This is a genomic window from Streptomyces sp. NPDC001194, assembly GCF_042896985.1.
In the GTDB taxonomy this organism is placed as follows: domain Bacteria; phylum Actinomycetota; class Actinomycetes; order Streptomycetales; family Streptomycetaceae; genus Streptomyces.
The window spans coordinates 306,774-327,125 of the sequence record NZ_JBIAXU010000006.1 but is presented as its reverse complement, the minus strand read 5'-3'; the positions used below and the strand labels follow the sequence as shown (position 1 = coordinate 327,125).

Sequence of the window (20,352 nt, the reverse complement as noted above, 5' to 3'; positions counted from 1 at the left end):
CATGGCCCCCCGAGGGACGCCGTCGGCCGGTGGACGGCGAAGGGCCGGACCGATCACGGTCCGGCCCTTCGCGTTCTGGCCTCGGGCGTTCCCGAGCAGGCGCCGTGCCTCAGAAGACGCCTCCGTGCTGTCCGGCCTTGCGGCCGCGCTCGCCCGAAGGCATCGCGGGGCTGTCTCCGTAGGTGTAAGCGCTGCGGATGTGTCCGTCCACGGCGTGGACGATGACCTGCGCCGGCTGGTGGTCTCTGGCGTGTTGTCGGGCCGCGTTGATCGCGTCCTTCTGGGTGCGGTGCGGTTCGTGGAGGAGCCGTCGACCTTCGCGGCCCTCGACCTGCCACTTGATGCCCGCCGCGGCCGCCCGTTCACCGGACGGTGACACGTGGTAGACGGTCTGTCTCGCTGCCATGATCGCTCTCCTCGGCTGCCAGGCGGAGGCCCGCAAGGCCGTGGACGACGCCTTCCCGACGGCCCCTGCCAGTCCTGGCCTGCGAAGGCAGTGCCTGGGTGGAGGTGCGTGGCGCCTGGCCTGCGGTGTCCGCCTGGGTGGCTCCTACCCGTACCGGCGGCACCGAACCAGTACCCGGAGCCGTCCGTGCGCCCGTCCGGGCGTGCCCGCCGGCGGGGCCGGGCGCATACCGAGGACCTGGCCGCAGCACGGGCAGCACTGGCAGCACTGACCGAACGGTCCCGAGGGCGTCTGCGGTGGTCTGATCGGCGCTTCGCCTGGGCCGTGAGTTGCGCATCTCGGCGGGGTCCTGCTCCCGGTCGTAGAGGGCCTTGCGCGGGGTGTTCTTCGGGATCAGTGGGGCTTCTCCTCCAGGCGGGCTGCGAGTTCGTCGAGGTGTGTCGCGCGTGAAGCCCTGAACACGCTCGCCGCCGCTCAGATGCCGGCTCCGCGTTCTTCCTGGCCGTCGTGGCCGTGGTCTGAGCCCCACCCCCTCCGCGTCGCGCGGCGTCAAGACGGCCGGGCGGCGTGGCGGTCTCCTCGCCGGGACAGCTGCCGAACGCCCCGCGCCGATCACTCGATTGAGCCATCTCGGGTCCACTCGCACGGCCGGGCCCCGCGGCCTTGGGTAGCGTTACCGACCATCACGAGAACGCGGGGAGGGGGCGGGGTGAGGCGTAGCGCCCGCGGGCTGTTCATGCTGCTGCTGACCCTCGTCTTCCTGCACCTCGCCCTCCCTCATGACCAGCCGGCTGCCGCCCAGCCGCCGCGGCCGGTCGCGGCCCTCGCGCCCGCGGCACCCGAGGTTCAGCCACCGGGAACCGTCCTCGCCGGGATCGGCCACCATGAGGGCGGGCAGGGCGACAACGGCGTCATGAGGGGCCGCGCCCACACCGTGCCCGTGCCCGCACGCGCGGGCATCTGGGCCGGCTCCGTCGTGCGTCACGCCGCGCTGCTGCCGCGCCTGCCCGAACCCGGTACCTTCCCGGGCACCGGCTCCCCGGGACGCTCCCAGCGGCCCGCCGCACCCGATGGCGAGCCCACCCCGGCCGGTTTGCAGACCTTCCGCTGCTGACAGGGCCACACGGCCCCCTCGCACGCCCGGCGAGCCACCCGGCAGCCGCCCGCGCGATGGGCGCCGTGTGCCCGACACCCCTGTCAGCACGCATCCCGTACGAGGCAGATCCGCATGGAATCAACCACCGCCCTGAACGTCCCGGACATCTTCGTCTGCCGTCACACCCACTGCGCGGCCGTCCCACTCCTCCCCGGCAGCCGGGCACTCGAGCGGACGCCGCCGGTCGACCGTCGGCCGCGCCCGCACCCCCGGTTCCACGACGGCCCCACCGGCAGCGTGGCTGCCCGCGCCGCCCGCGCCGGCGCGTTCGGACCGCTGTGAACCGGGGCCGCGGTGCCAGCCAAGACCCCGGGCCCGAGGCCGGGCACTCGCGTGCGGACCACCCGTCCGGGGCGCAGCGCCACCGTCGACGCAGCCTGCCGTACGGACGGGATGTCACCGCCTCCCTGGTCGTCTTTCTCGTCGCCCTGCCCCTGTGCGTCGGCGTGGCCGTCGCCTCGGGCGTCCCCGCCGAGCAGGGGCTCATCACGGGCATCGTGGGCGGACTGCTCACCGGCCTGCTGCCCGGCAGCAGCCTCCAGGTCAGCGGACCGGCCGCCGGCCTGACGGTGCTCGTCTTCGAGACCGTGCAGACGTACGGGCTCGGCGGCCTGGCCGCCCTCATCGTCGCGGCCGGCGTCCTGCAGGTGCTCCTCGGCCTGGCCCGCTGCGGGCGCTTCTTCCGGGCCATCTCGCTGTCCGTCGTCGAAGGCATGCTGGCCGGCATCGGCCTCGTCGTGATCGCGGGCCAGCTCTACACGATGGCGGACGCCGCGCAGCCGGCCGGCGGCCTCGCCAAACTCGCCGGCATCCCGCAGCTGCTGATCGCCCCGCCCTCGTGGGCCGCCCTGGGAATCGGCTGCCTCACCCTGGCCGTGCTGGCCGCATGGCCCCACGCCCCGGCCCGGCTCCGTACGGTTCCCGGCCCGCTGGTCGCCGTCGCCGGCGCGACCGCCCTCACCGCCGCAACCGGAGCCGGTGCGGCACGCCTTGAATTCTCGGGGCTGGCCGAGGCCGTCTCTCCTCCGGGCGCCGCCGACTTCGCGCTGTTCGGCAGCGCCGGGGCGATCGGCGCCCTGCTCGCCCTCACGTTGATCGCGTCGGCGGAGAGCCTCTTCAGCGCAGCCGCCGTGGATCGCCTCCACGACGGCCCGCGCACCGACTACGACAAGGAGCTCATCGCCCAAGGGGCGGGGAACACCGTCTGCGGACTGCTCGGCGCCCTGCCGCTCACAGCCGTCATCGTCCGAAGCGCCGCCAACGTCCAGGCCGGCGCGCGAACCAAGGCCGCACGGGTCCTGCACGGCGTCTGGCTCCTTCTCTTCGCCGCGCTCCTGCCCTGGACGCTGGAGGTGATCCCGGTGGCCGCGCTGGCAGCCGTACTCGTCCACGCGGGATGCAAACTGCTGCCCCTGCGGGGGCTTCGGGCGCTGTGGTGCGCGCACCGCGGCGAGGCGGTGATCCTCGTGACCACAGCCCTGGCCATCGTCACGGTCGACATGTTCGAGGGCGTCCTCCTCGGTCTCGGTCTCTCCGTCCTGAAGGCCGCCTGGGACACCTCACGCATCCAACTCCACGTCCATACCGCCGGCACCGGCACGGCTCGCGTGGAGATGAGAGGCAATGCGACCTTCCTGAGGCTCCCGACGATCCTGGCCACCCTGGAGCAACTGCCCGCACACCGCGCCGTGGAGCTGGACCTGACCGCCCTGCGCCACCTGGACCACGCCTGCGGCGCGGCCCTGATCCAGTGGGCCGACCGGCACAACCGCACCAGCGAGGCGCACATCACCTATGGAACAGCCGTCGCCCCGCCGTGACCACCACGCCGGCCTTCGGTCCGGCCACCGGCATCCGAGCGGCCCCTTCGTGGTCCCTGCGGCAGCGGGCACCCCGGGACTGCGCCGAACCACCTCGGCGGGCGCCCATCTGCGGTAAGACGAGCGAGCCAAGGCCCCGCCGGGTGCGCGTGCGGGGCCTGGAACGAGAGCTTAGCCTCGAAATGAGGCGACATTTCCCTCCGCTCTCCCCTCTGGAGGCCGTCATGAAGGGTCGCCACTCCCTTTTCGTTGCCGCACCGGTCTGCGCGGCCCTGGTTCTGGGGCCCGCCGCAGGCGCCGTCGCGGCGCCCGTGCGCGCTCCTGCCGCCCCTGCCGTGAGCTGCTCGCTGACGGAGGTGTCGCCGGGCTCGTTCGAGCTCGTGAGTACCGACCTCGTCGGGGTCACCGTCGTCGACGTCAAAAGGGACGGCACGCTTTTCGCACAGCTCCCCGTGACCGGCGACAGCGTCAGGCTTCCCGGTCTCAAGGCGGGTACGTACCAGTTGGAGCCGCATGCGGGCCTGGGCACGGTGCCCGCCGCCGGCACGTGCACGACTCCGCCCGAGGGCAAGACCACCGAGGACGGGACCACACAGGAGGACGCGCGCAAGAGCTGGGACCAGGGGTACCGCGACGGTCTGCGGGCGATCAAGGAGTCCTGCGCCGGCACCGAGCCGCCGAAGACGGTCAAGCCTGACGAGAACTACCTTGCAGGCCACGCCAAGGGCGTGGAGGACGGACTGAAACACTTCTGCACGGAGAAGAAGGGCGAGCACTCCTGACAGATGTCCCGCCACAGAGCGGTCCGCCGATGACGTGTCGTCGGACGTCGTCGTTGCCGCCGCCCGACGCCCGCCCGCAGGCGGAAGAACCCGCCGCGGATCCGCTGACCGACCGCGAGCGCGACTTCTGGGGCGAGGCCTGTCAGGAGTTGCTGACCGAGGTGACGAAGGCCAAGAAGCTGGGCACCATTCCGAGCGATGACGCCCGGAGTTCTGGAACGATGCCCTGGGAGCCTTCGAACACGGAGCCGGCTAGTGCGTCGCCGGTACCGCGGCGAAGGACTCGCCCAGGGCTTCGGAGGGCATCCGCGAGGTACAGAAGGGCATTGGCCGGCTGGCCGCTGCCATGTCCCTGATCAGGGGTGATCTGGAGGGCCGCTGACGACCGCGTGCACAGCTGACGACGGTGTGCACGTGGGGCCGCCAAGCGGGTGTCAGCCGACGGCGCCGAGGATCGGCGCCCAGGTGGCACCGGTGAGTGCGGCCACCGCCTGCTGTTCGGAGAGCGGGGGAGCGACACGGGTCGGCTTCGGCGTGTCCGAGCCGCTTCCGCCGCCGGTGCTGTTCCACTGCACGATCTGAAGCTGCGCGCCCGTCGCCTTCAGGGTCACCGTTACCGTCCAGCGGTGGGCGGTGTCGGCACGAGACGGGTGCTCGGCCGCGTTCCGCTCCGACATCACCACGGCCCCGCCGGGAATCGCACCACTGCTCGGCAGCTCGCTCAGTGTGCAGGTGTCGCCTTTGGCGCGGGCGGGGGTCCGCTCGCAGCTCAGTCCGTCGCCGTCCCCGAGCGGCAGCTTGAGCCGTACGGCCGAGACTCCGACGTAGGCGGCTCCGTGGCCGTCGTCGACGACCAGTCCGCCGCTGGCGACGTACCCGCTCGACGGATCGGAGGGGTTGTTGCTCCGTCCGGTGACCTGACTGAACCGGCCCCCCGGGAAAGTCCCCTCCAAGGCCTCGACCATCTGGTCGCCGGTGATCGCGGAGCGGGGCATCGCCAACGCGGCCGTCTCCATGTCGGACCCTGCGGAGCGGGACCCGGAGAGCACGCCGGGGATCACCAAGCCGCCTGCCGCGATCACGGCGCAGGCGCCGACCCCGGCCAGGACGCCGGCGTTGCGCCGGCGCCGACGGCGCCGCCCCCGCTCGACGGCGCCGCCCAGGAGCGCGGTGAGGTCGGGTGCGAGGGAGTCGGTCGTCCGGTCCAGGGCTTGTGCGACGTCTGCTTCGAACGGCATGGCGGCATCACTTCTCTTTCGCTGATGGGGGCGTTGCGGCGGCATGGACCTGCGTGGTCCGGTGCTCACCGCGGAACCAGATCGGACAGGCTGTCGCCGAGCAGCGCGCGCAGCCTGCCGAGTGCCCGGGTGCCCTGCGAGCGAACCGCGCTGCTGCTCAGCCTCAGCATCTGGGCGGTCTCCTCGATGCTGTGGCCCTCCCAGTAGCGCAGCAGCAGCACCGCCCGGTCGCGGGGCGGAAGTTGGCCGAGCGCGTCCAGCAGGGTGAGCCGCAGTGCGGCATCGGGGCCCGGCTCCGGGCTGTCGGGCATGTTCCCGATCGGGCGCTCGCCGGTGCTGCGCCGGCGCCGCAGGCTGAGGAACGTACGGACCAGAACGGTCTGGGCGTAGGCCGCCGGGCTGTCTGCACGGGCCACCCGGCTCCAGTGCACGTACACCCGGCTGAGGGTCTCCTGGACCAGGTCCTCGGCAAGATGCGTGTCGCCGGCCGCGAGTGCGTACGCCGAGCGGTACAGCGCCTTCGCCCTCGCGCTCACGAACTCCAGGTACGCATCCTCCTGTGCTGATTTCACTCGGCCCCGCCTGCTCTCTTGTTCTGTGATCCCCCGTGCATACCTCTCATGACTACGTGAGACCTCGGGATGTCGCGCAGCGGAGGCATCTTCTTTCCCGCCGCTGCCGCGGCCGGGCTTCAGGCGGCGCCCTGTCGGCGGAAGGGGGTGGGGTGTTCGTACAGGAAGGCGTCGAGGGTGCGGGGCGGGCGGCCGAGGATGTCGGAGACGGTGGTGGTGGGGATTTCGGGCCGGGTGATGGCGAGTTGCTGGATCTCCGTCACGTGGTCGGCGAGCCACGTGGGCATGTGGGCGTTGCGGACGAGGTGGTCGCGCAGTTCGTCCGGGGCGAGGTCGACGTAGCGAATTTGACGCCCACTCAGGGTGCTTATTCGTGAGGCGAGTTCGGGGTGGGAAACGGCTTCTGGTCCGGTCAGGGTGTAGGTGCCGCCGGCGACGCCGGGGCTGGTGAGGGCGGCGGCGGCGACGTCGCCGATGTCGCGGCAGTCGACGTAGTTGCACGGCGCGTCGCCCATCGTGCCGAGGATGACTCCCCGGGCGAGGGTGGGGGCCAGGCGCAGGAGGTTCTGCATGAACGCGTAAGGGCGCAGGATGGTATGGGCGAGGCCGCTGGCGCGCAGGTGTTCCTCGACGGCGTGGTGTCCGCGGGAGATGGCGACAGGGGAGTCGGGTTCGGCGGCGGGTGCGGAGACCTTGACGATGTGTCCGATGCCGGCCTGGGCGGCGACGTCGATGACGCGGGTTTCGAGTTCGACCTGGGCAGGGCTGTTGGCCATGGCGAGGAAGAGCTGGCCGGCGCCCTCGAAGGCGGTGCGCAGGGAGCGGGGATCGGTGGCGTCGGCGTACTGAACCTCGACGGGCGGTCGGTGTGCGCCGGTCGCGCCGGGGATCGGCTGGTGCGGGGTGCGGGTCAGGGCGCGGACGGGATGGCCGAGCGCGAGCAGGCTGTGGAGCAGGGCGTTTCCGGTTGCTCCGGTCGCTCCCATGACAACGATCATCTTGTGCTCATTCCTTGGTGACTTCCCGGCGGCGGGTGCTGCCCGGATGGGTGTGGTCGGGCTGGGGGTCTTGGGACGGGTGGGTCGGTGTCGTACGGCCTATGTCGGGTACGTCGTGGTGGTGCTGCGCCAGCGCAGGGTGACGATGGCGGTGGCGAGGGCCGCGGAGACGGGCAGGTCGATGCGCAGGCGCTCCAGCCACGGGGTGGCGGGAACGGGGCTGTGGGCGGGTAGCCATTGGGCGGTGAACCATCCCAGCAGGGCCGCCGCGCCGGCGGCGGTGATGACGAGTGCGGCGGTCAGGGCCGCGCGCGGCATGGTGATGGTCCACCGTCGGGGATGCCCGCCGTGCCGCAGCCAGGTGCCGACCAAGAACGCCACCACGGCGGAGGGGCCGGCGATGGAGGTGCAGGCGGCCACGGCCAGGTCCTGCTGCCCGGTGACCACTCCGGCGGTACCGGCCATCAGGGCGGGGGCGGCGTAGGCGGTCAGCACCTCGCGCCACAAGGTGAACGGCCGGGATGTTCGGGAGGCCGCCCGGTTTCGGATGGTTCTTTCCTCTGTTGCGGGCATGCTGGCTTCTTTCTCGTTCGTGTGAGCCGAGGGAAGGGTTGCGGCGGAGGGGGCAGGCTCCTCCGTCAAAGTGATTAGGTGGCTAACTATTGCCTCGTAAAAAGGGCCCTACCCGGGGGTGGGGCCAACCGGCTGAGGGCCGGGTCAGTCGGCGGCCAGGGCCGCACTGCCGCGCACGACGCGGGCGAGCAGATCCAGGAACACCGCACGCTCCTCGATGGAAAGCCCGCCCACCATCGACTCGAGCCGCCCGAAATGATCGGGCGCCATGTCGCGCAGGCGCTGCGCACCGCGTGCGGTCAGGACGGCCACCGTGCCCCGGCCGTCCTCGGCGGACGGGCGGCGGGCGACCAGCCCCTCGCGTTCGAGGCCGTCCAGCAGACCGGTGACCGTGGCCCTGGAGACGTCGAGGTCGGCCGCGAGGTGCGAGGGGGATTTCTCCCCGCCGTGGTCTTCGAGATCGGCGAGAAGGTGGTAACGCCCCGTCGACAGGCCGAACCTGGCGAAGTGCGCCTCGGCCGCCCGGCCGACCCGCGCGCCCGCCGAGATCAGCCGTACGGCGACCAGTACCGCCTGTGGGTCGACCTCGAGGCCGTAGTGCTCGAGTTGTCGCCTGGCCTGGTCCAGGGTGGGAGTCTCGCCGTCGATGCCGTCCCTCGTCATGCAAGTAATATGGCGGCTAATCACTTGGGCTGTCAAGGCGTCCGGCGCTCCGGGACGACGGGGGACCGGCCTCCCGGGCACGGGCACGCCGCGGGTGGCCCGTACGGGCAGAAACCCAAGATCGAGCCTTCCGCGACACCCTTTAGCATGAGTCGTTCCTGATCGTCCCCGGGCCGGGGCGGCCCACGACGCTGCCGCGGCCCCGTGCGAGGAGCCGCACCATGCCGTCGAGCACCACCGCTTCGCCGCCGTACGCCGTCCCTTGCGCGGGGGCGGCCGGCTCCGCGGAGCGGTATGCCCTCGTCTCCGCCGACGGACGGCTGGTGCGGGCCCCGGAGTTGAGCGCGGTCGGATCGTTCCACCCGGACGGTGGGGGCGGGTTCATCGCGCCGGCCGCCGACGACGAGGGCCGGTGCGGCTACGTCGATCACCGCGGCGCGTGGCTGGCCGCACCGACGCTGGCGTACACCGGGGCGTTCGATGACGGGGGACTGTCCCGCTTCCGGGCACGAGACGGCCACTGGGGGTACGCCGGGACGGACGGCATACCCGTCATCCCGGCGGCCTTGACGGAGGCCGGTGTGTTCCGCGAGGGCCTGGCCGCCGTCCGTACCGAGGCCGGATCCGGGTTCATGGACACCTCGGGCGGCTTCGTGATCCGCCCGCAGTACGCCGCGGCGGGTCCGTTCGCGCCGAACGGCCTCGCCGGCGTTCGGATGGAGGACGGCGGCCGCTGCGGCTACGTCGATCGCACGGGCCGTACGGTCATCGGGCCGCGGTTCAACGGAGCGAAGCCCTTCGGCCCCGAAGGGGTGGCGCCCGTGCGAGTGGGTGACCTGTGGGGCCTGATCGACGAGAACGGCGAGTGGGTCGTCGAACCGTCCTTCTCGATGCTGGGCCCCTTCGATGCGAACGGCCTGGCCTTCGTCCTCGGCGGTTCCGTCGGCAACCGCTTCAGGGGCTTCCTGAACGCCCGCGGCGAAGTGGTGATCGAGGCGAGTGACCGGCTGTCGCGGGAGTTCCGGTGCGGCCTGGTCCGCTTCGACGACGGCTACGCGCACGGCTACCTCGACGCCACCGGGGAGGAAGCCATCGGGCCGTGGTACGAGTGGGCGGAGGATTTCGACCTCTCCGGGGCCGCGGTGGCCCACTGCCTCGTACCCGATGAGGAGGACTCCGAGGAGGCCCGTGCCGCCGCCGCCGACCGTCCTTCCGGGCGGGCATGGGGCGTCCTGCGCTCCGACGGACGGTTCCTCCCCGTCCACCACCTGGAGCCCCTCACCGACGCCGACGGGTGGGTCCTCGGGTTCGGCTCCGGTACCGGACTCGCCGCCTTCGTCACCCGTGAGGGCGGCGTCGCCCACGTGGACCGCGACGGCCTCGACGTCTGCCGGGTCGTGGCCGCCGCGGACGGCGCCGCCGTGCGGCTGGTGGACCCGGCGGGAACGACCTTGTGGGAAACCGCCGCGGCCGCGGGCAGCTACGCGCGCGTCGACCCCACCCACTGCGGGGAGGCGCACTCCTACCTGGTCCATCCCGGCGCCCCGCAGCGGGACATCGCCGAGCTCGCGCTCGAGCTGCTGGCCGCCGAGCCCCGTCCCTTCGAACCGTGCTCGCTGATCTTCGACTCCAGGGAGGACCCGTACGAGCCCGCCGAGCCGGAGGACGACTCGGAGGCGGCCGACGGCAGTCGGTGGGGCGCCATGAGCGTGGTCGCCGAGGTCTTCCTCCACGCCGAGCACCAGCGCGAGTTCTCCTTCCTCCAGGACTGGACGGTCGAACGGTTCGGCGAGATCGAGGCGGACGCGGTCAGCCGGCTCACCGACCGCTTCGGTGAGCCGCTCCCGGGAGTCGAGCTGTGCCTGCGCTCCGGCGACGGCGAGTCGTCCACCGTGTGGCAGGCAGGAGACGGGCAGCTCGTCCTGCAGTCCTACTTTCTGGTCGGTGACGGGGACGTGGAGATCCAGCTCTGGCTCGCCGCCGTCGTGGACGGTGCACCGGAGGGCTCGGACGGGACGGCCTGCCGTTGACACATGCCGAACGACGTGCGACAAAGGCCTCGTGCGCTCGGCCGGTATGCTCGTCCGAGCTGCGGTTCTCCGCGTGACCGTGCCACGATTGCGGGCCCGTCTTCCCACGCCGGGGCCGCGTGACACACACCACCGCACAGATGTGAACGGACAACTCTGCTTTGACCACGATTCCCGGATCCCGTGTCCCGGGGCGGACGTGGACGGTCCGTCTGACCGGCCACAGTGACCACACCGTCTCCGTCACGTGCAACACCGAGGCATGTCGCATGCCGCCCCGGTCCAAGGACACGGCGGCCATGCGACGTTTCGCCGCCGAGCACTGCCGCGCGCACGCCCGCCTCGCCACTGTCCGCCCCAACGCGGCATGTGCCTGCCAGGCCGCCGAATGCGGATTCCACGAGGGCACCAGGGCCTCGTGCACCGGTGCCCCCCTGCTCGTCCTCATCCACAACCCGGCCGTCGGCCAGGTCTGGACGCTCGCCGAGATCTGTCAGGCCTGCGCACCCCTGATCTCCCACACCGCAGTCCTCGGCCGCGCCGAGCAGTCAGCGCCGCGTTCCTCCGCGGCATCGGCCCCGGCTTCGTCCCTCCCCTCCTCACCGGCTCCGGCACGTGTGGCGGTGGCCGGCGGCTTCTCGTCCCCCGACGCCGCGCCCGAGGCCGTCTCCCGCCGCCGCCCGTACCGCGGCGGACCCCGCCGCACCCGCTGACGGCCCGGCGTACGAAGCCTGCCGCTCGGCCGCTCGCGCACTCACGAGGTGACGTCGGGGCGGCAGTGCAGGCAGCCGGGCGCGTCTGCAGGGCTCCATCCGTATTCCATCTGGCGGGCGGTGCGGCGGGCGAGTTCGACACCGTGGAGGCGCCCGACGATGTGGAGGCTGGCGTCGATGCCCGCACTGATTCCCGCGGACGTGACGATGTCGCCGTCGTCGACCCACCGCACGTCGCGGCGTACCCGGACGTCCGGCCAGCGGCGGGCCAGTTCGTCCTGATCCTCCCAGTGGGTCGTGGCCGGACGGCCGCTCAGAGCGCCGGTGGCGGCCAGCAGGAAGGCGCCGGTGCAGATGCTGAAGGTCAGCGCGGAGGTCTCGCGGCGCCGGGCCAGCCACTCGATGACCTGCGCGTCCTCCTCGACGGCCGTGGTGACCCCGCCGGGTATCACCAGGATGTCGAAGGGCGGGTCTTCGTCGAGGGTGTGGTCCGGCACGACCTTCAGTCCGCCACGGGCGCGGACCGGCCGGGCGGCCGCCGCGACCGTCACGACGCGCAGCAGGGGCTCGTCGGTCGCGGTACGGGCCAGTCGGCCCGCCGTGCTGAAGACCTCGAAGGGGCCTCCCATGTCGAGAACTTCGACCTCGTCGAAGACGAGCATGCCGAAGGTGAGCGGGGCAAGGGTGTCACGGTTCATGGCACCAGGCTCCGGGTGGACGGGGCTCGGGTGACAGTGTCGTGAACGGCGACCACCGCTAGGATCCCGACATGGGTCATCACCTGGTCGCCTGTCTCGCCTTCGACGGGATGGCGCCGTTCGAGCTCGCCACCGTCGCCGAGGTCTTCGCCGTTCCGAGGCCGGAGCTGGACGTGGACGGCTGGTACCGGTTCGAGTTGTGCGCCGAGACGCCCGGACCGCACCGGGTCGTGGGCGGCTTCGACATCGTGGTGCACCACGGCCTGGACCGGCTCCGGTTCGCCGACACCGTCATCGTCCCGGGAGTGCCGGACGTACGCCGTGACGTCTCGCCCGCGGTTCTGGACGCGCTGCGCGCCTCGTACGCGCGACGAGCGCGGGTGGTGTCGATCTGCAGCGGGGCGTTCGCCTTGGCAGCCGCGGGCCTGCTGGACGGCAGGCAGGCGACCACGCACTGGCGGCACGCCGGGCTGCTCCAGGCACGCCATCCGCAGGTCAACGTCAACGCATCCGTGCTCTACGTCGACGACGGCTCGGTCGTCACGGCGGCCGGCACCGCTGCGGGCATTGACGCCTGCCTGCACCTCGTCCGCAAGGACCACGGCTCCGCCGTCGCCGCCCGCGTGGCGCGCCGCATGGTCGTGGCTGCGCACCGCGAGGGCGGTCAGGCCCAGTTCGCGGAGCATCCCGTGGTCGCCGAGGTGCCGGCGGACGACCCCATCGGCAGCGCCATGAGCCATGCGCTGGACAACCTGCACCGCCGTCTCGCCGTCGGCGAACTGGCCGGCGTCGCCCATCTGTCGGTACGGCAGTTCGAACGCCGCTTCGTCGACACGACCGGTCTGCCGCCCGGACGCTGGCTCACGGAGCAGCGGATCCGGGCCGGCACCGTGCTGCTGGCATCCGCGGACCAGCCGGTGGACGTGGTCGCGGGCCTTGTGGGCCTGACGGTCGCCGGCTTTCGACACCACTTCCGCAGGACGATGGGCCTCAGTCCCTCGAGCTACCGGCGCCAGTTCCGACAGTCGCCGGACCGGACGGCATCCGGGTGCTCGGAGACCACGCAGGTTTGACCGTCGTGGCGCCGTGGAGGCGCTGCGCGTGGCCGGCGTGCGTCGGGGCGCCGCTCAGAACCGTTGGCCTGCCTCCACGATCCCCGACGGCGTCAGGTGCCGATCCGGATGCCGTGCGTGGTGGCCGGTCAGCGGGATGCCGTGCGGTGTTCGATGCCGCGACGCCCGAGGGCGAACCATGCGAGGCTACCGAGGAAGGGGGCGACGAGGACGATCACCACCCACAGGATCTTCACGGCGTTGCAGTGCCCGGAGCGCAGGACGCTCAACAGGGCTGCGATCGCGAGGAGGAGGGCGGCGAGCGCGGCCGCCAGAGCGGTGGCCATCACGCCTCCGGCCAGAGCGAGGCGGCCTGTGTCTCCCATGGCCTGAACGTGGGCGGTTTGCAGGGCGGCGATTGTGTTCATCGGGGGGTTCCTTGGTGGGCGTTGTGACGGTCAATTCCGTTCGACCGCCGTATCGTCGCCGGGCGCTGCTTGCGTTCACGTTCCTCTTTCCGCTCGTTGCAGGTCAGCCGAAAGTCGTACCGGACCTGCCCGGTGGTGTGATGCCCCGTTCCGAGGGCGTGGGGGAGTGTGAGGACCGTTCGTCCAATGGGGGCGAGCACCGGTGGAAGGGAACGGCATGATCCGGGTGCAGGGGTTGCGGAAGAGGTACGGCGACACGCTCGCCGTGGACGGTCTGTCGTTCACGGTGCGGCCGGGGGTGGTCACGGGTTTCCTCGGGCCGAACGGCGCCGGCAAGTCGACGACGATGCGCCTGATGCTCGGGCTGGACGCGGGGGAGGGGAGCACCACCTTCGACGGGGTCCGGTACGCGGAGCTCGGATGCCCGGTCGGCACGGTCGGCTCGCTGCTGGACGCGGGCGCCGTGCACCCGGCCCGGAGTGCGTACCACCACCTGCGGATGGTCGCCGCCGGGGCGGGCCTGCCGGATCGGCGGGTACGGGAAGTGCTGTCCCTGGTGGGGCTCGACGACGCGCGCCACTGCCGCGCCGGTGGCCTCAGCCTGGGCATGCGGCAACGGCTGGGGCTGGCCACGGCGCTCCTGGGGGATCCGGAGTACCTGATCCTGGACGAACCGGCCAACGGCCTCGATCCCGAGGGCGTGCACTGGATGCGTCGCCTGCTCGTCGGGCTCGCCGAGGAGGGGCGGGTCGTGTTCGCCTCCTCGCACCTGCTGTCGGAGATGGCCGTGCTCGCCCAGGACCTGGTGGTGATCGGACGGGGCCGCCTCATCGCCGCCCAGCCGGTCGAGGACTTCGTTGCCGCCCACACCCGCTCGGAAGTCGTCGTGCGCGCCGACCGCTCGGCCGAACTGGCCGCCCTGCTGCGGCAGGAGGGAGCCCAGGCCTGGGCGGACGAGTCCGACACCCTGATCGTGACCGGTTTCGACGCCGAACGCGTCGGCGCGATCGCCGCCGGGCATCGGCTGGCGGTACGGGAACTGCGTACGCGGCGCAGCAGTCTCGAGGACGCCTTCCTCGCGGCCACAGCCGACCTGACCCAGTTCCGGGGGGCGGCCGCATGACCGTCCGGAGCACGCCCGGCCGTGATGCGGCCTCGCCGCCCGTTGCTGCGGCCGGCCGCCGGGGCGGCGCGTTCGGCCGGGCCCTGTCCTACGAGTGGGTCGCCCTGCGGTCGCTGCGCACCCCGTGGGCGTTGTGCGGCGCGGCGGTGGCGGGGCAGGTGCTGGTCGACCTGGCGGTCGGCCGGGACGGGACGTCGGGCATGCGGCAGTTCGCCAGCGGCATGGTGGGTGTGACCCTCGTCGGGTTCGTGCTCCTGGCCGCGTTCGGCGTCAACGCCCTGGGAGGGGAGTATCGACACCGCACCATCACCCGGAGCGTGCTGACGCTGGGGGACCGCCGCTGGATCCTGCTGGCAAAGGCGACGCTGACCGGCGCGGTCACCGCGTCCGTCGGCGCGGTCATGGTGCTGGTCAACGCAGCGAGCGTGCCGATGCTCGGGGAGACCTCGCTCCCCCTGGGCCCGGCCGTCGCGCTGGGGGGCGCCGCGGTCCTCTACACGGTGCTGTGCGCACTGGTGGGCCTGGCGCTGGCCGGAGTGACCCGGAATTCGACGCTGTCGATCGCCGTCGTGGCCCTCTGGCCGGTCCTGCTGGAGAACCTGCTCACCCTGACCACCCGTTTCGGCCGGAACCTGGCCCCGTTCGGCGCGGCCGCGGCGCAGGCCCAGGTGGGCGACGGAAGCGGACCGCAGTGGCTGCTGATGCTGCCGCTGACCGTCCTCACCGCGGTGCTGCTGACCGCCGCGGGCGTACTGTTCCGCCGGCGCGACGTGTGACCCTGCGGCGCGTCCCGCTAGGATCCGGTCCGGTGAAGATCTTCGTCCCCCGACCGGACCGCCGTTGGCTGTCCTGGTGGGAGGGCAGACCCGGGCATCTCGCCCTCGACGTCGCCGTCGTGGCCGGATGCGCGGTGCCTGCTCTCACCACCGGAGGCAGTCCCTGGAGGCTCCTGGTCTTCTTCGTCGCTCTGCCGACCCTGCTCGTACGCCGTCGCTTCCCGTGGCTGCCCGTGGTGGCGATGCCGCTGTTCTGCTGGAACTGGGGAGCCCTTCCGGCCGTGGTGGTGTGCTACACGGCGGCCCGGCAGTGGGGATGGCGCTGGCGAACCCTGCTGTCCTTCGTCCTCACCGCGGCCGGCACGGTGATCGTCGCCTGGGATCCGACGCCGGAAGACGGTGTCTTCTACCAACTCTTCTTCCCCACCGCCTGGTTGGCCCTCCCCGTCCTGGGCGGGCTGTGGATGCGCCAGCGGCACACCTTGCTGGACGCGCTGCGTGAACGCACCCGGCAGGCAGAGCGGGAGCGGGACCTGCTCGCCGAGCGGGCGGTCGCCGCCGAACGCCGGCGGATTGCACGGGAGATGCACGACGTGGTCGCCCACCGCGTCAGCACCATAGCCCTGCAGGCGGGCGCGCTGAGCGTGACCGCCTCGGACGAACGCACGATCGAGACCGCCGAGGTCATCCGGCACGTCAGCGCCCAAGCGCTGACGGAACTGCGCGAGATCCTGAACGTCCTGCGCCACGACCAGCAGGAGTCGTCGGACGGCGTGCGCGGAGTGCAGTCGGACGGCTCCGTGCAGGCGGACGTGGCCGCGCTGGTACGCGACTGCGTCGCCGCCGGCGGCAACATCCGCCTGCACGCGGCCGCGGAAGTCCCCGTGGTCACCGGGGCCGTGCGCCGGGCCGTGTACCGGGTGGCCCAGGAAGCTCTCACCAACGCGGCCAAACACGCCCCGCACGCTCGTGTCGACATCCGTCTCGTGGACGAGCAGGGCGAGTTGCAGCTGACCGTGACCAACCGGCGCGGCGGCAAGCGCCCGGCCGGCCACGCCGTGCCCGGATCCGGCTACGGCCTGCTCGGCATGAGGGAACGGGTCACGCTCGTCCAGGGCACCCTCCATACCGGCCCGACCCTGGAGGGCGGCTACCGTGTGCACGCAGCCTTTCCGCTCGTGTCCACCGCCGCCAAGGAGTCCGCGTGACAGATGACCAGCCCGGCTCCTCGGTCAAGGTCGTCCTGCTGGACGACGAGGAACTCGTCCGCAGCGGCGTTCGGATGATCCTCGACGCCGACCCGCAGATCGAAGTGGTCGCCGAGGGACGCGACGGGGACGCCGCCGTGGACCTGGTCGCCCGGCACCGCCCGCAGGTGGTGCTCACCGACATCCAAATGCCCCGCGTCGACGGCCTGGAAGTCACCAGACGACTGCTCGCCATGCCCGACCCGCCCGCGGTCGGCGTGCTGACCACCTTCGACCTCGACGAGTACGTCCACGCGGCGCTGCGCGCGGGCGCGGCAGGTTTCCTGCTCAAGGACACCCCGCCCCGGGAGCTGGCCCGTGCCGTGCACGTCCTGGCCCGCGGCGAGGCGATGCTGTCGCCGCGCATCACCAAGCGCCTGCTGAGCGCCTTCTCCGGCAACGACACGGCGGAGGCGGCTCGTCGTCGGCTGACCGCGCTCACCGAACGGGAACGCGAGGTCGCCGCTGCGGTCGCGCGGGGCCTGAGCAACGCAGAGATCGCCGGGGACCTGTACCTGAGCGAGTCGACGGTGAAGGTCCACATCGGACGGATCATGACCAAGCTCGAAGCGGCCAACCGCACGCAGGTCGCCATCATCGCCCACGACGCCCAACTCGCCTGACCCCTACGCAACCGGGCAGGAGTTGACCGCGGCGGCGCGGCAGGCTGACGCGCCCTGGACCTGCACGTTGTGTCCGGTGTCGGCACCGGCGTGCTGCCGCGTCTGAACGAGGCCGCGACCGGATCTCTCGGCGTCCGGGAGTCCGGGCGTTCGGCGCGCAGTTCGCGCCCGCGATGCCGTGCGCCCGCGCTGCCACCGTCGCCCGCGGCGCCGCGCTGCCCACGCCGCACCACAAAGCGCCGGAGATCGGTCCCGGCCTCGACGCCGGCCCGCCCTATCCATTCCTGCCGTTCCTCGGCGGGCACTTCGCCGTGCCCTTTCGCCGAAACATCGCACGAGCGGGCCGGCCGGATACGACTTTCGGCTAACCCGCCACGAGCGGAAAGACGGACGTGACCGGCAGGGGCGCCGGACGACGATACGGGTGTTCGAACGGAAGCGACCGACACCACGCCCACCACGTCGAACTGTCCGACACCGGCCAGGCGTGAATGGTCCGTCCTTCCCGACCCGCTCATCTCGGCACCCTCGACCCGGAAAGAATGACCATGACTCTCGACAAGCCCTACATCAGCGAGCATTTCTCCCCGGTCACCGACGAGATCACGGGCCGTGAGCTGCAGGTGCGGGGGACTCTCCCGCCCGAGCTGAACGGCCGCTACTTCCGCAACGGCCACAACCCCAAGCCGGGCGTCACCCCCAGCCACTGGTTCCGAGGCGAGGGCATGCTGCACGGCATCCGCCTCAAGGACGGCCGGGCCGAGTGGTACCGCAACCGCTGGGTGAAGACCCCCTTCCTGGACGGCGTCCCCTTCACCGGGACGGAACTCGAAGTCAGCGCCGCCGCCACCAACATCATCTTCCACGGCGGTCGCTACCTGGCACTCCAGGAGGCCAACCTGCCCTGGGAGGTCAGCGCCGACCTCGACACGATCGGCGTGTACGACTTCGGCGGCAAGCTCACCAGCGCGATGACCGCCCACCCCAAGGAGGACCCGGAGACCGGTGAGCTGCACTTCTTCAGCTACAGCCCCTTCCCGCCGCACCTGACCCACTACGTGGCCGATGCCTCCGGCGCCATCGTCAGGTCACAGATCGTCGAAGGCGCCGGCCCGTCGCTCATGCACGACTTCGCCATCACCCGCGAGCACGTCGTCTTCATCGACTCACCGGTGGTCTTCGACCATGCGGAACAGTCCGGCATCCCGTACCGCTGGCACGACGACGTCCCGCTGCGCATCGGCGTGATCCCGCGCGCCGGAGGCAGGGCCACCTGGTTCGAGGTGCCTGACCAGGCTGTACTGCTGCACGTCGCCAACGCCTACACCGACGCACGGGGCCGGATCGTCCTCGAAGCACCCCGCTTCGACCGTTCCGCCTGGGAGAGCTCGTGGAAGTGGTGGGTCGGCGCTCCCGGCTACGGCACCACCCCCAACGCCGGCTCGACCTTCCACCGCTGGATCATCGACCCCGGCACCGGCAAGGTCACCACCGAATCCCTCAACGACCTGGTCACCGAGTTCCCCGCGATCAACGACGCCCACACCGGTGCGGACTACCGCTACAGCTACGCCATCGCCTTCCCCGGCGCGGGCCTGTCGGGCTACCACACGGCCAAGCTCGACTCACGCACCGGCGAGCAGCGGCTGTACGCGCACGGCGAGGGCCGGATGCCCGGCGAAGCCGTCTTCGCACCCGCCGCAGGCGCAACCGCCGAAGACGACGGCTACCTGCTCACCATCGTCAGCGACGTCAAAGCCGACACCTCGGAACTCCTCGTCCTGGACGCGGGCGACCTGAGCACCGTCGCCGCCGTCGAGCTCCCCCGCAGGGTGCCCGCCGGCATCCACGGCCACTGGATCCCCGACACCGAGCTGCCTTCCTGAGCGCTCTGCCGGACCCTCCGGACCCTCCTCCCCTTCCCCCCCCATGGACCGGACCACCATGAACCACAGATTCCTCCAGGGCAGTCCGCCCGCCCGCGGCGCCACCCGCCGCAGTGGCGCCGTGCTGGCCGCACTGGCCGCGAGCCAGTTCGCGGTCATGCTCGCCACCTCCATCGTCAATGTGGCGCTCCCTCAGATCCGCAGCGGGGTGGGCCTCTCGGACAGCGGAACCACGTGGGTGGTCAACGCCTACGGCCTGGCATTCGGGGCATTGCTCCTGGCGGGCGGCCGCGCGGCCGACCTCCTCGGCCGGCGCCGGGTCCTGATCGCGGGCCTGGCCCTGTTCGCCGGGGCCTCACTGGCGGCAGGGCTGGCCGCCGGCCCGGGCATGCTGATCGCCGCCCGCGCCGCTCAGGGTGTGGGCGCCGCAGCCACCGCCCCGGCAGCGCTCGCTCTGGCCATGCAGCAGTTCCCCTCCGGGGCCGGACGCGGCAAGGCGCTCGGCGTATGGGGAGCGGTATCCGGCGCGGGAGGCGCCGGCGGCGTCCTGCTGGGCGGCGTGCTGACCCAGGCGTGGGGCTGGCCCTGGATCTTCCACACCGTCGCACTCGGATCGGCACTGGTCCTGGCCGCCGTTGCCGCTCTCGTGCCGGCCGCGGACGCACGTCAGTCCGGACGGTTCGACCTGCTCGGCACCACCACCGTCACCCTCGCCCTCACCTGTCTGGTCTGGGCACTGACCACCGCACGCGGCGCCGGCTGGACGGACGCCCGGGTGCTCGCCGCCCTCGGCGCCGCCGTCGTGCTGCTCGCGGCCTTCGCCGTGATCGAGCTGCGCCGCCCCCATGCCCTGATACCGCCGGGGCTGTTCACCACCGGCCGGGTCGCCGCCGGCAACCTGCTGATGGCACTGCTGGGTTCCGTATGGATCGCGCTGTTCTTCTTCCTCCCGCTCTACCAGCAACAGGTCCTCGGATCAGGCCCCTTGGCCACCGGTGCGGGTCAGCTCCCACTCGCCGCCGCGAACATGTACGGCTCCACCCTCGCGCCGCGCCTGTCCCGCCGTTTCGGTGCCACGGCGACCGTGACCGGCGCCCTGCTCACCGAGGCCGCCGGGCTGCTGTGGCTGTCCCGGATCAGCGCCGACGGCAGCTACCTCGCCGACATCCTCGGCCCGAGCATCCTGGTGGGCCTCGGGCTCAGCATCGCCTTCGTCCAGCTCACCGCCCTCGCCGTCGAAGGCGTCCCGCCACGGGACGCGGGCCTGGCCGGGGCACTGGTGAACACCACCCGCCAGGTCGGCGGCGCCATCGGACTCGCCGCCCTCGCAACCCTGGCCGGCTCGGTCACGACGCACGCCGCGCTGCACGAACCGCACGTGGAGGCGCTCACCGCCGGCTACCGGACCGCGTTCACCGTCTCGGCCGCGGTACTGGCCTCGACGGCCCTCCTCGCCCTGCTCCTCACACGCCGCACCGGCCCACGTACCACCACCGACGCGCCCCGGCCCACCGCCCCGGACACCGCACCACGCACCGCCCAGCCCCAGAACTGAACGTTCACCGGAC

21 protein-coding genes are annotated in these 20,352 nt (G+C 72.1%); 13 read left to right on the top strand and 8 right to left on the bottom strand.

Annotated features, from left to right (window positions below):
• Window positions 1-109: 109 nt before the first annotated feature.
• Window positions 110-406, bottom strand: a complete 297-nt coding sequence (locus tag ACFY1T_RS17220) for a DUF2188 domain-containing protein (protein WP_390788858.1) — start codon at window positions 404-406, stop codon at window positions 110-112.
• A 709-nt stretch (window positions 407-1,115) separates the two neighbouring features.
• On the opposite strand from ACFY1T_RS17220, the gene ACFY1T_RS17215 reads away from it, so the two are divergent.
• The 4 genes from ACFY1T_RS17215 to ACFY1T_RS17200 all read left to right on the top strand — a co-directional run bounded on the left by ACFY1T_RS17215 (window position 1,116) and on the right by ACFY1T_RS17200 (window position 4,164).
• Window positions 1,116-1,520 (top strand): hypothetical protein, encoded by a 405-nt coding sequence (locus ACFY1T_RS17215; RefSeq protein WP_390788857.1) that lies wholly within the window; start codon window positions 1,116-1,118, stop codon window positions 1,518-1,520.
• Window positions 1,521-1,634: 114 nt separating this feature from the next.
• Window positions 1,635-1,844 (top strand): hypothetical protein, encoded by a 210-nt coding sequence (locus ACFY1T_RS17210; protein WP_390788856.1) that lies wholly within the window; start codon window positions 1,635-1,637, stop codon window positions 1,842-1,844.
• Between the two features lie 95 nt (window positions 1,845-1,939).
• Window positions 1,940-3,382, top strand: coding sequence for a SulP family inorganic anion transporter (locus ACFY1T_RS17205; protein WP_390788888.1), 1,443 nt, complete (start codon window positions 1,940-1,942; stop codon window positions 3,380-3,382).
• A gap of 380 nt (window positions 3,383-3,762) precedes the next feature.
• Window positions 3,763-4,164, top strand: coding sequence for a hypothetical protein (locus ACFY1T_RS17200; protein WP_390788855.1), 402 nt, complete (start codon window positions 3,763-3,765; stop codon window positions 4,162-4,164).
• A 434-nt stretch (window positions 4,165-4,598) separates the two neighbouring features.
• Here ACFY1T_RS17200 and ACFY1T_RS17195 read toward each other — a convergent pair whose 3' ends face one another.
• From ACFY1T_RS17195 to ACFY1T_RS17175, 5 genes are all read right to left on the bottom strand, one after another.
• On the bottom strand, window positions 4,599-5,402 hold the full coding sequence (locus ACFY1T_RS17195; protein ID WP_390788854.1) for a hypothetical protein: 804 nt from the start codon (window positions 5,400-5,402) through the stop codon (window positions 4,599-4,601).
• A gap of 65 nt (window positions 5,403-5,467) precedes the next feature.
• Window positions 5,468-5,974: a SigE family RNA polymerase sigma factor gene (locus ACFY1T_RS17190; protein WP_390788853.1), complete on the bottom strand. Its 507-nt coding sequence runs from the start codon at window positions 5,972-5,974 to the stop codon at window positions 5,468-5,470.
• 119 nt (window positions 5,975-6,093) lie between these two features.
• Window positions 6,094-6,960 carry an SDR family oxidoreductase gene (locus ACFY1T_RS17185; protein ID WP_390788852.1) on the bottom strand — a complete coding sequence of 289 codons (867 nt, stop codon included), beginning with the start codon at window positions 6,958-6,960 and terminating at the stop codon, window positions 6,094-6,096.
• A gap of 111 nt (window positions 6,961-7,071) precedes the next feature.
• Window positions 7,072-7,467, bottom strand: coding sequence for a hypothetical protein (locus ACFY1T_RS17180; protein WP_390788851.1), 396 nt, complete (start codon window positions 7,465-7,467; stop codon window positions 7,072-7,074).
• A 222-nt stretch (window positions 7,468-7,689) separates the two neighbouring features.
• Window positions 7,690-8,208: a MarR family winged helix-turn-helix transcriptional regulator gene (locus ACFY1T_RS17175; protein WP_390788850.1), complete on the bottom strand. Its 519-nt coding sequence runs from the start codon at window positions 8,206-8,208 to the stop codon at window positions 7,690-7,692.
• Between the two features lie 221 nt (window positions 8,209-8,429).
• Here ACFY1T_RS17175 and ACFY1T_RS17170 point away from each other — a divergent pair, with 221 nt between their 5' ends.
• Window positions 8,430-10,238 carry a WG repeat-containing protein gene (locus ACFY1T_RS17170; protein ID WP_390788849.1) on the top strand — a complete coding sequence of 603 codons (1,809 nt, stop codon included), beginning with the start codon at window positions 8,430-8,432 and terminating at the stop codon, window positions 10,236-10,238.
• 299 nt (window positions 10,239-10,537) lie between these two features.
• Window positions 10,538-10,951, top strand: a complete 414-nt coding sequence (locus tag ACFY1T_RS17165) for a hypothetical protein (RefSeq protein ID WP_390788848.1) — start codon at window positions 10,538-10,540, stop codon at window positions 10,949-10,951.
• A gap of 41 nt (window positions 10,952-10,992) precedes the next feature.
• Here the strand turns inward: ACFY1T_RS17165 and ACFY1T_RS17160 are convergent, their stop codons facing one another.
• The gene (locus tag ACFY1T_RS17160) at window positions 10,993-11,649 is read right to left on the bottom strand and encodes a DJ-1/PfpI family protein (RefSeq protein WP_390788847.1); all 657 of its coding nucleotides are present in this window, start codon (window positions 11,647-11,649) and stop codon (window positions 10,993-10,995) included.
• A 71-nt stretch (window positions 11,650-11,720) separates the two neighbouring features.
• Here ACFY1T_RS17160 and ACFY1T_RS17155 point away from each other — a divergent pair, with 71 nt between their 5' ends.
• Window positions 11,721-12,722, top strand: coding sequence for a helix-turn-helix domain-containing protein (locus ACFY1T_RS17155; protein ID WP_390788846.1), 1,002 nt, complete (start codon window positions 11,721-11,723; stop codon window positions 12,720-12,722).
• A gap of 128 nt (window positions 12,723-12,850) precedes the next feature.
• Here the strand turns inward: ACFY1T_RS17155 and ACFY1T_RS17150 are convergent, their stop codons facing one another.
• Window positions 12,851-13,087, bottom strand: a complete 237-nt coding sequence (locus ACFY1T_RS17150) for a PLD nuclease N-terminal domain-containing protein (protein ID WP_390788845.1) — start codon at window positions 13,085-13,087, stop codon at window positions 12,851-12,853.
• Window positions 13,088-13,346: 259 nt separating this feature from the next.
• Between ACFY1T_RS17150 and ACFY1T_RS17145 the strand changes: the two genes are divergently transcribed.
• The 6 genes from ACFY1T_RS17145 (at window position 13,347) to ACFY1T_RS17120 (ending at window position 20,339) form a co-directional block, all read left to right on the top strand.
• Window positions 13,347-14,252, top strand: a complete 906-nt coding sequence (locus ACFY1T_RS17145; protein WP_390788844.1) for an ATP-binding cassette domain-containing protein — start codon at window positions 13,347-13,349, stop codon at window positions 14,250-14,252.
• On the top strand, window positions 14,249-15,028 hold the full coding sequence (locus tag ACFY1T_RS17140) for a hypothetical protein (RefSeq protein WP_390788843.1): 780 nt from the start codon (window positions 14,249-14,251) through the stop codon (window positions 15,026-15,028). The genes ACFY1T_RS17145 and ACFY1T_RS17140 overlap by 4 nt, the downstream gene beginning before the upstream one ends.
• Window positions 15,029-15,060: 32 nt before the next feature.
• Window positions 15,061-16,236 (top strand): sensor histidine kinase, encoded by a 1,176-nt coding sequence (locus ACFY1T_RS17135; protein ID WP_390788842.1) that lies wholly within the window; start codon window positions 15,061-15,063, stop codon window positions 16,234-16,236.
• On the top strand, window positions 16,233-16,898 hold the full coding sequence (locus ACFY1T_RS17130) for a response regulator (protein ID WP_390788841.1): 666 nt from the start codon (window positions 16,233-16,235) through the stop codon (window positions 16,896-16,898). The genes ACFY1T_RS17135 and ACFY1T_RS17130 overlap by 4 nt, the downstream gene beginning before the upstream one ends.
• A 548-nt stretch (window positions 16,899-17,446) precedes the next feature.
• Window positions 17,447-18,784 (top strand): carotenoid oxygenase family protein, encoded by a 1,338-nt coding sequence (locus tag ACFY1T_RS17125; protein ID WP_390788840.1) that lies wholly within the window; start codon window positions 17,447-17,449, stop codon window positions 18,782-18,784.
• Window positions 18,785-18,842: 58 nt separating this feature from the next.
• Window positions 18,843-20,339: an MFS transporter gene (locus ACFY1T_RS17120; RefSeq protein ID WP_390788839.1), complete on the top strand. Its 1,497-nt coding sequence runs from the start codon at window positions 18,843-18,845 to the stop codon at window positions 20,337-20,339.
• The last annotated feature ends 13 nt before the right edge of the window (window positions 20,340-20,352 follow it).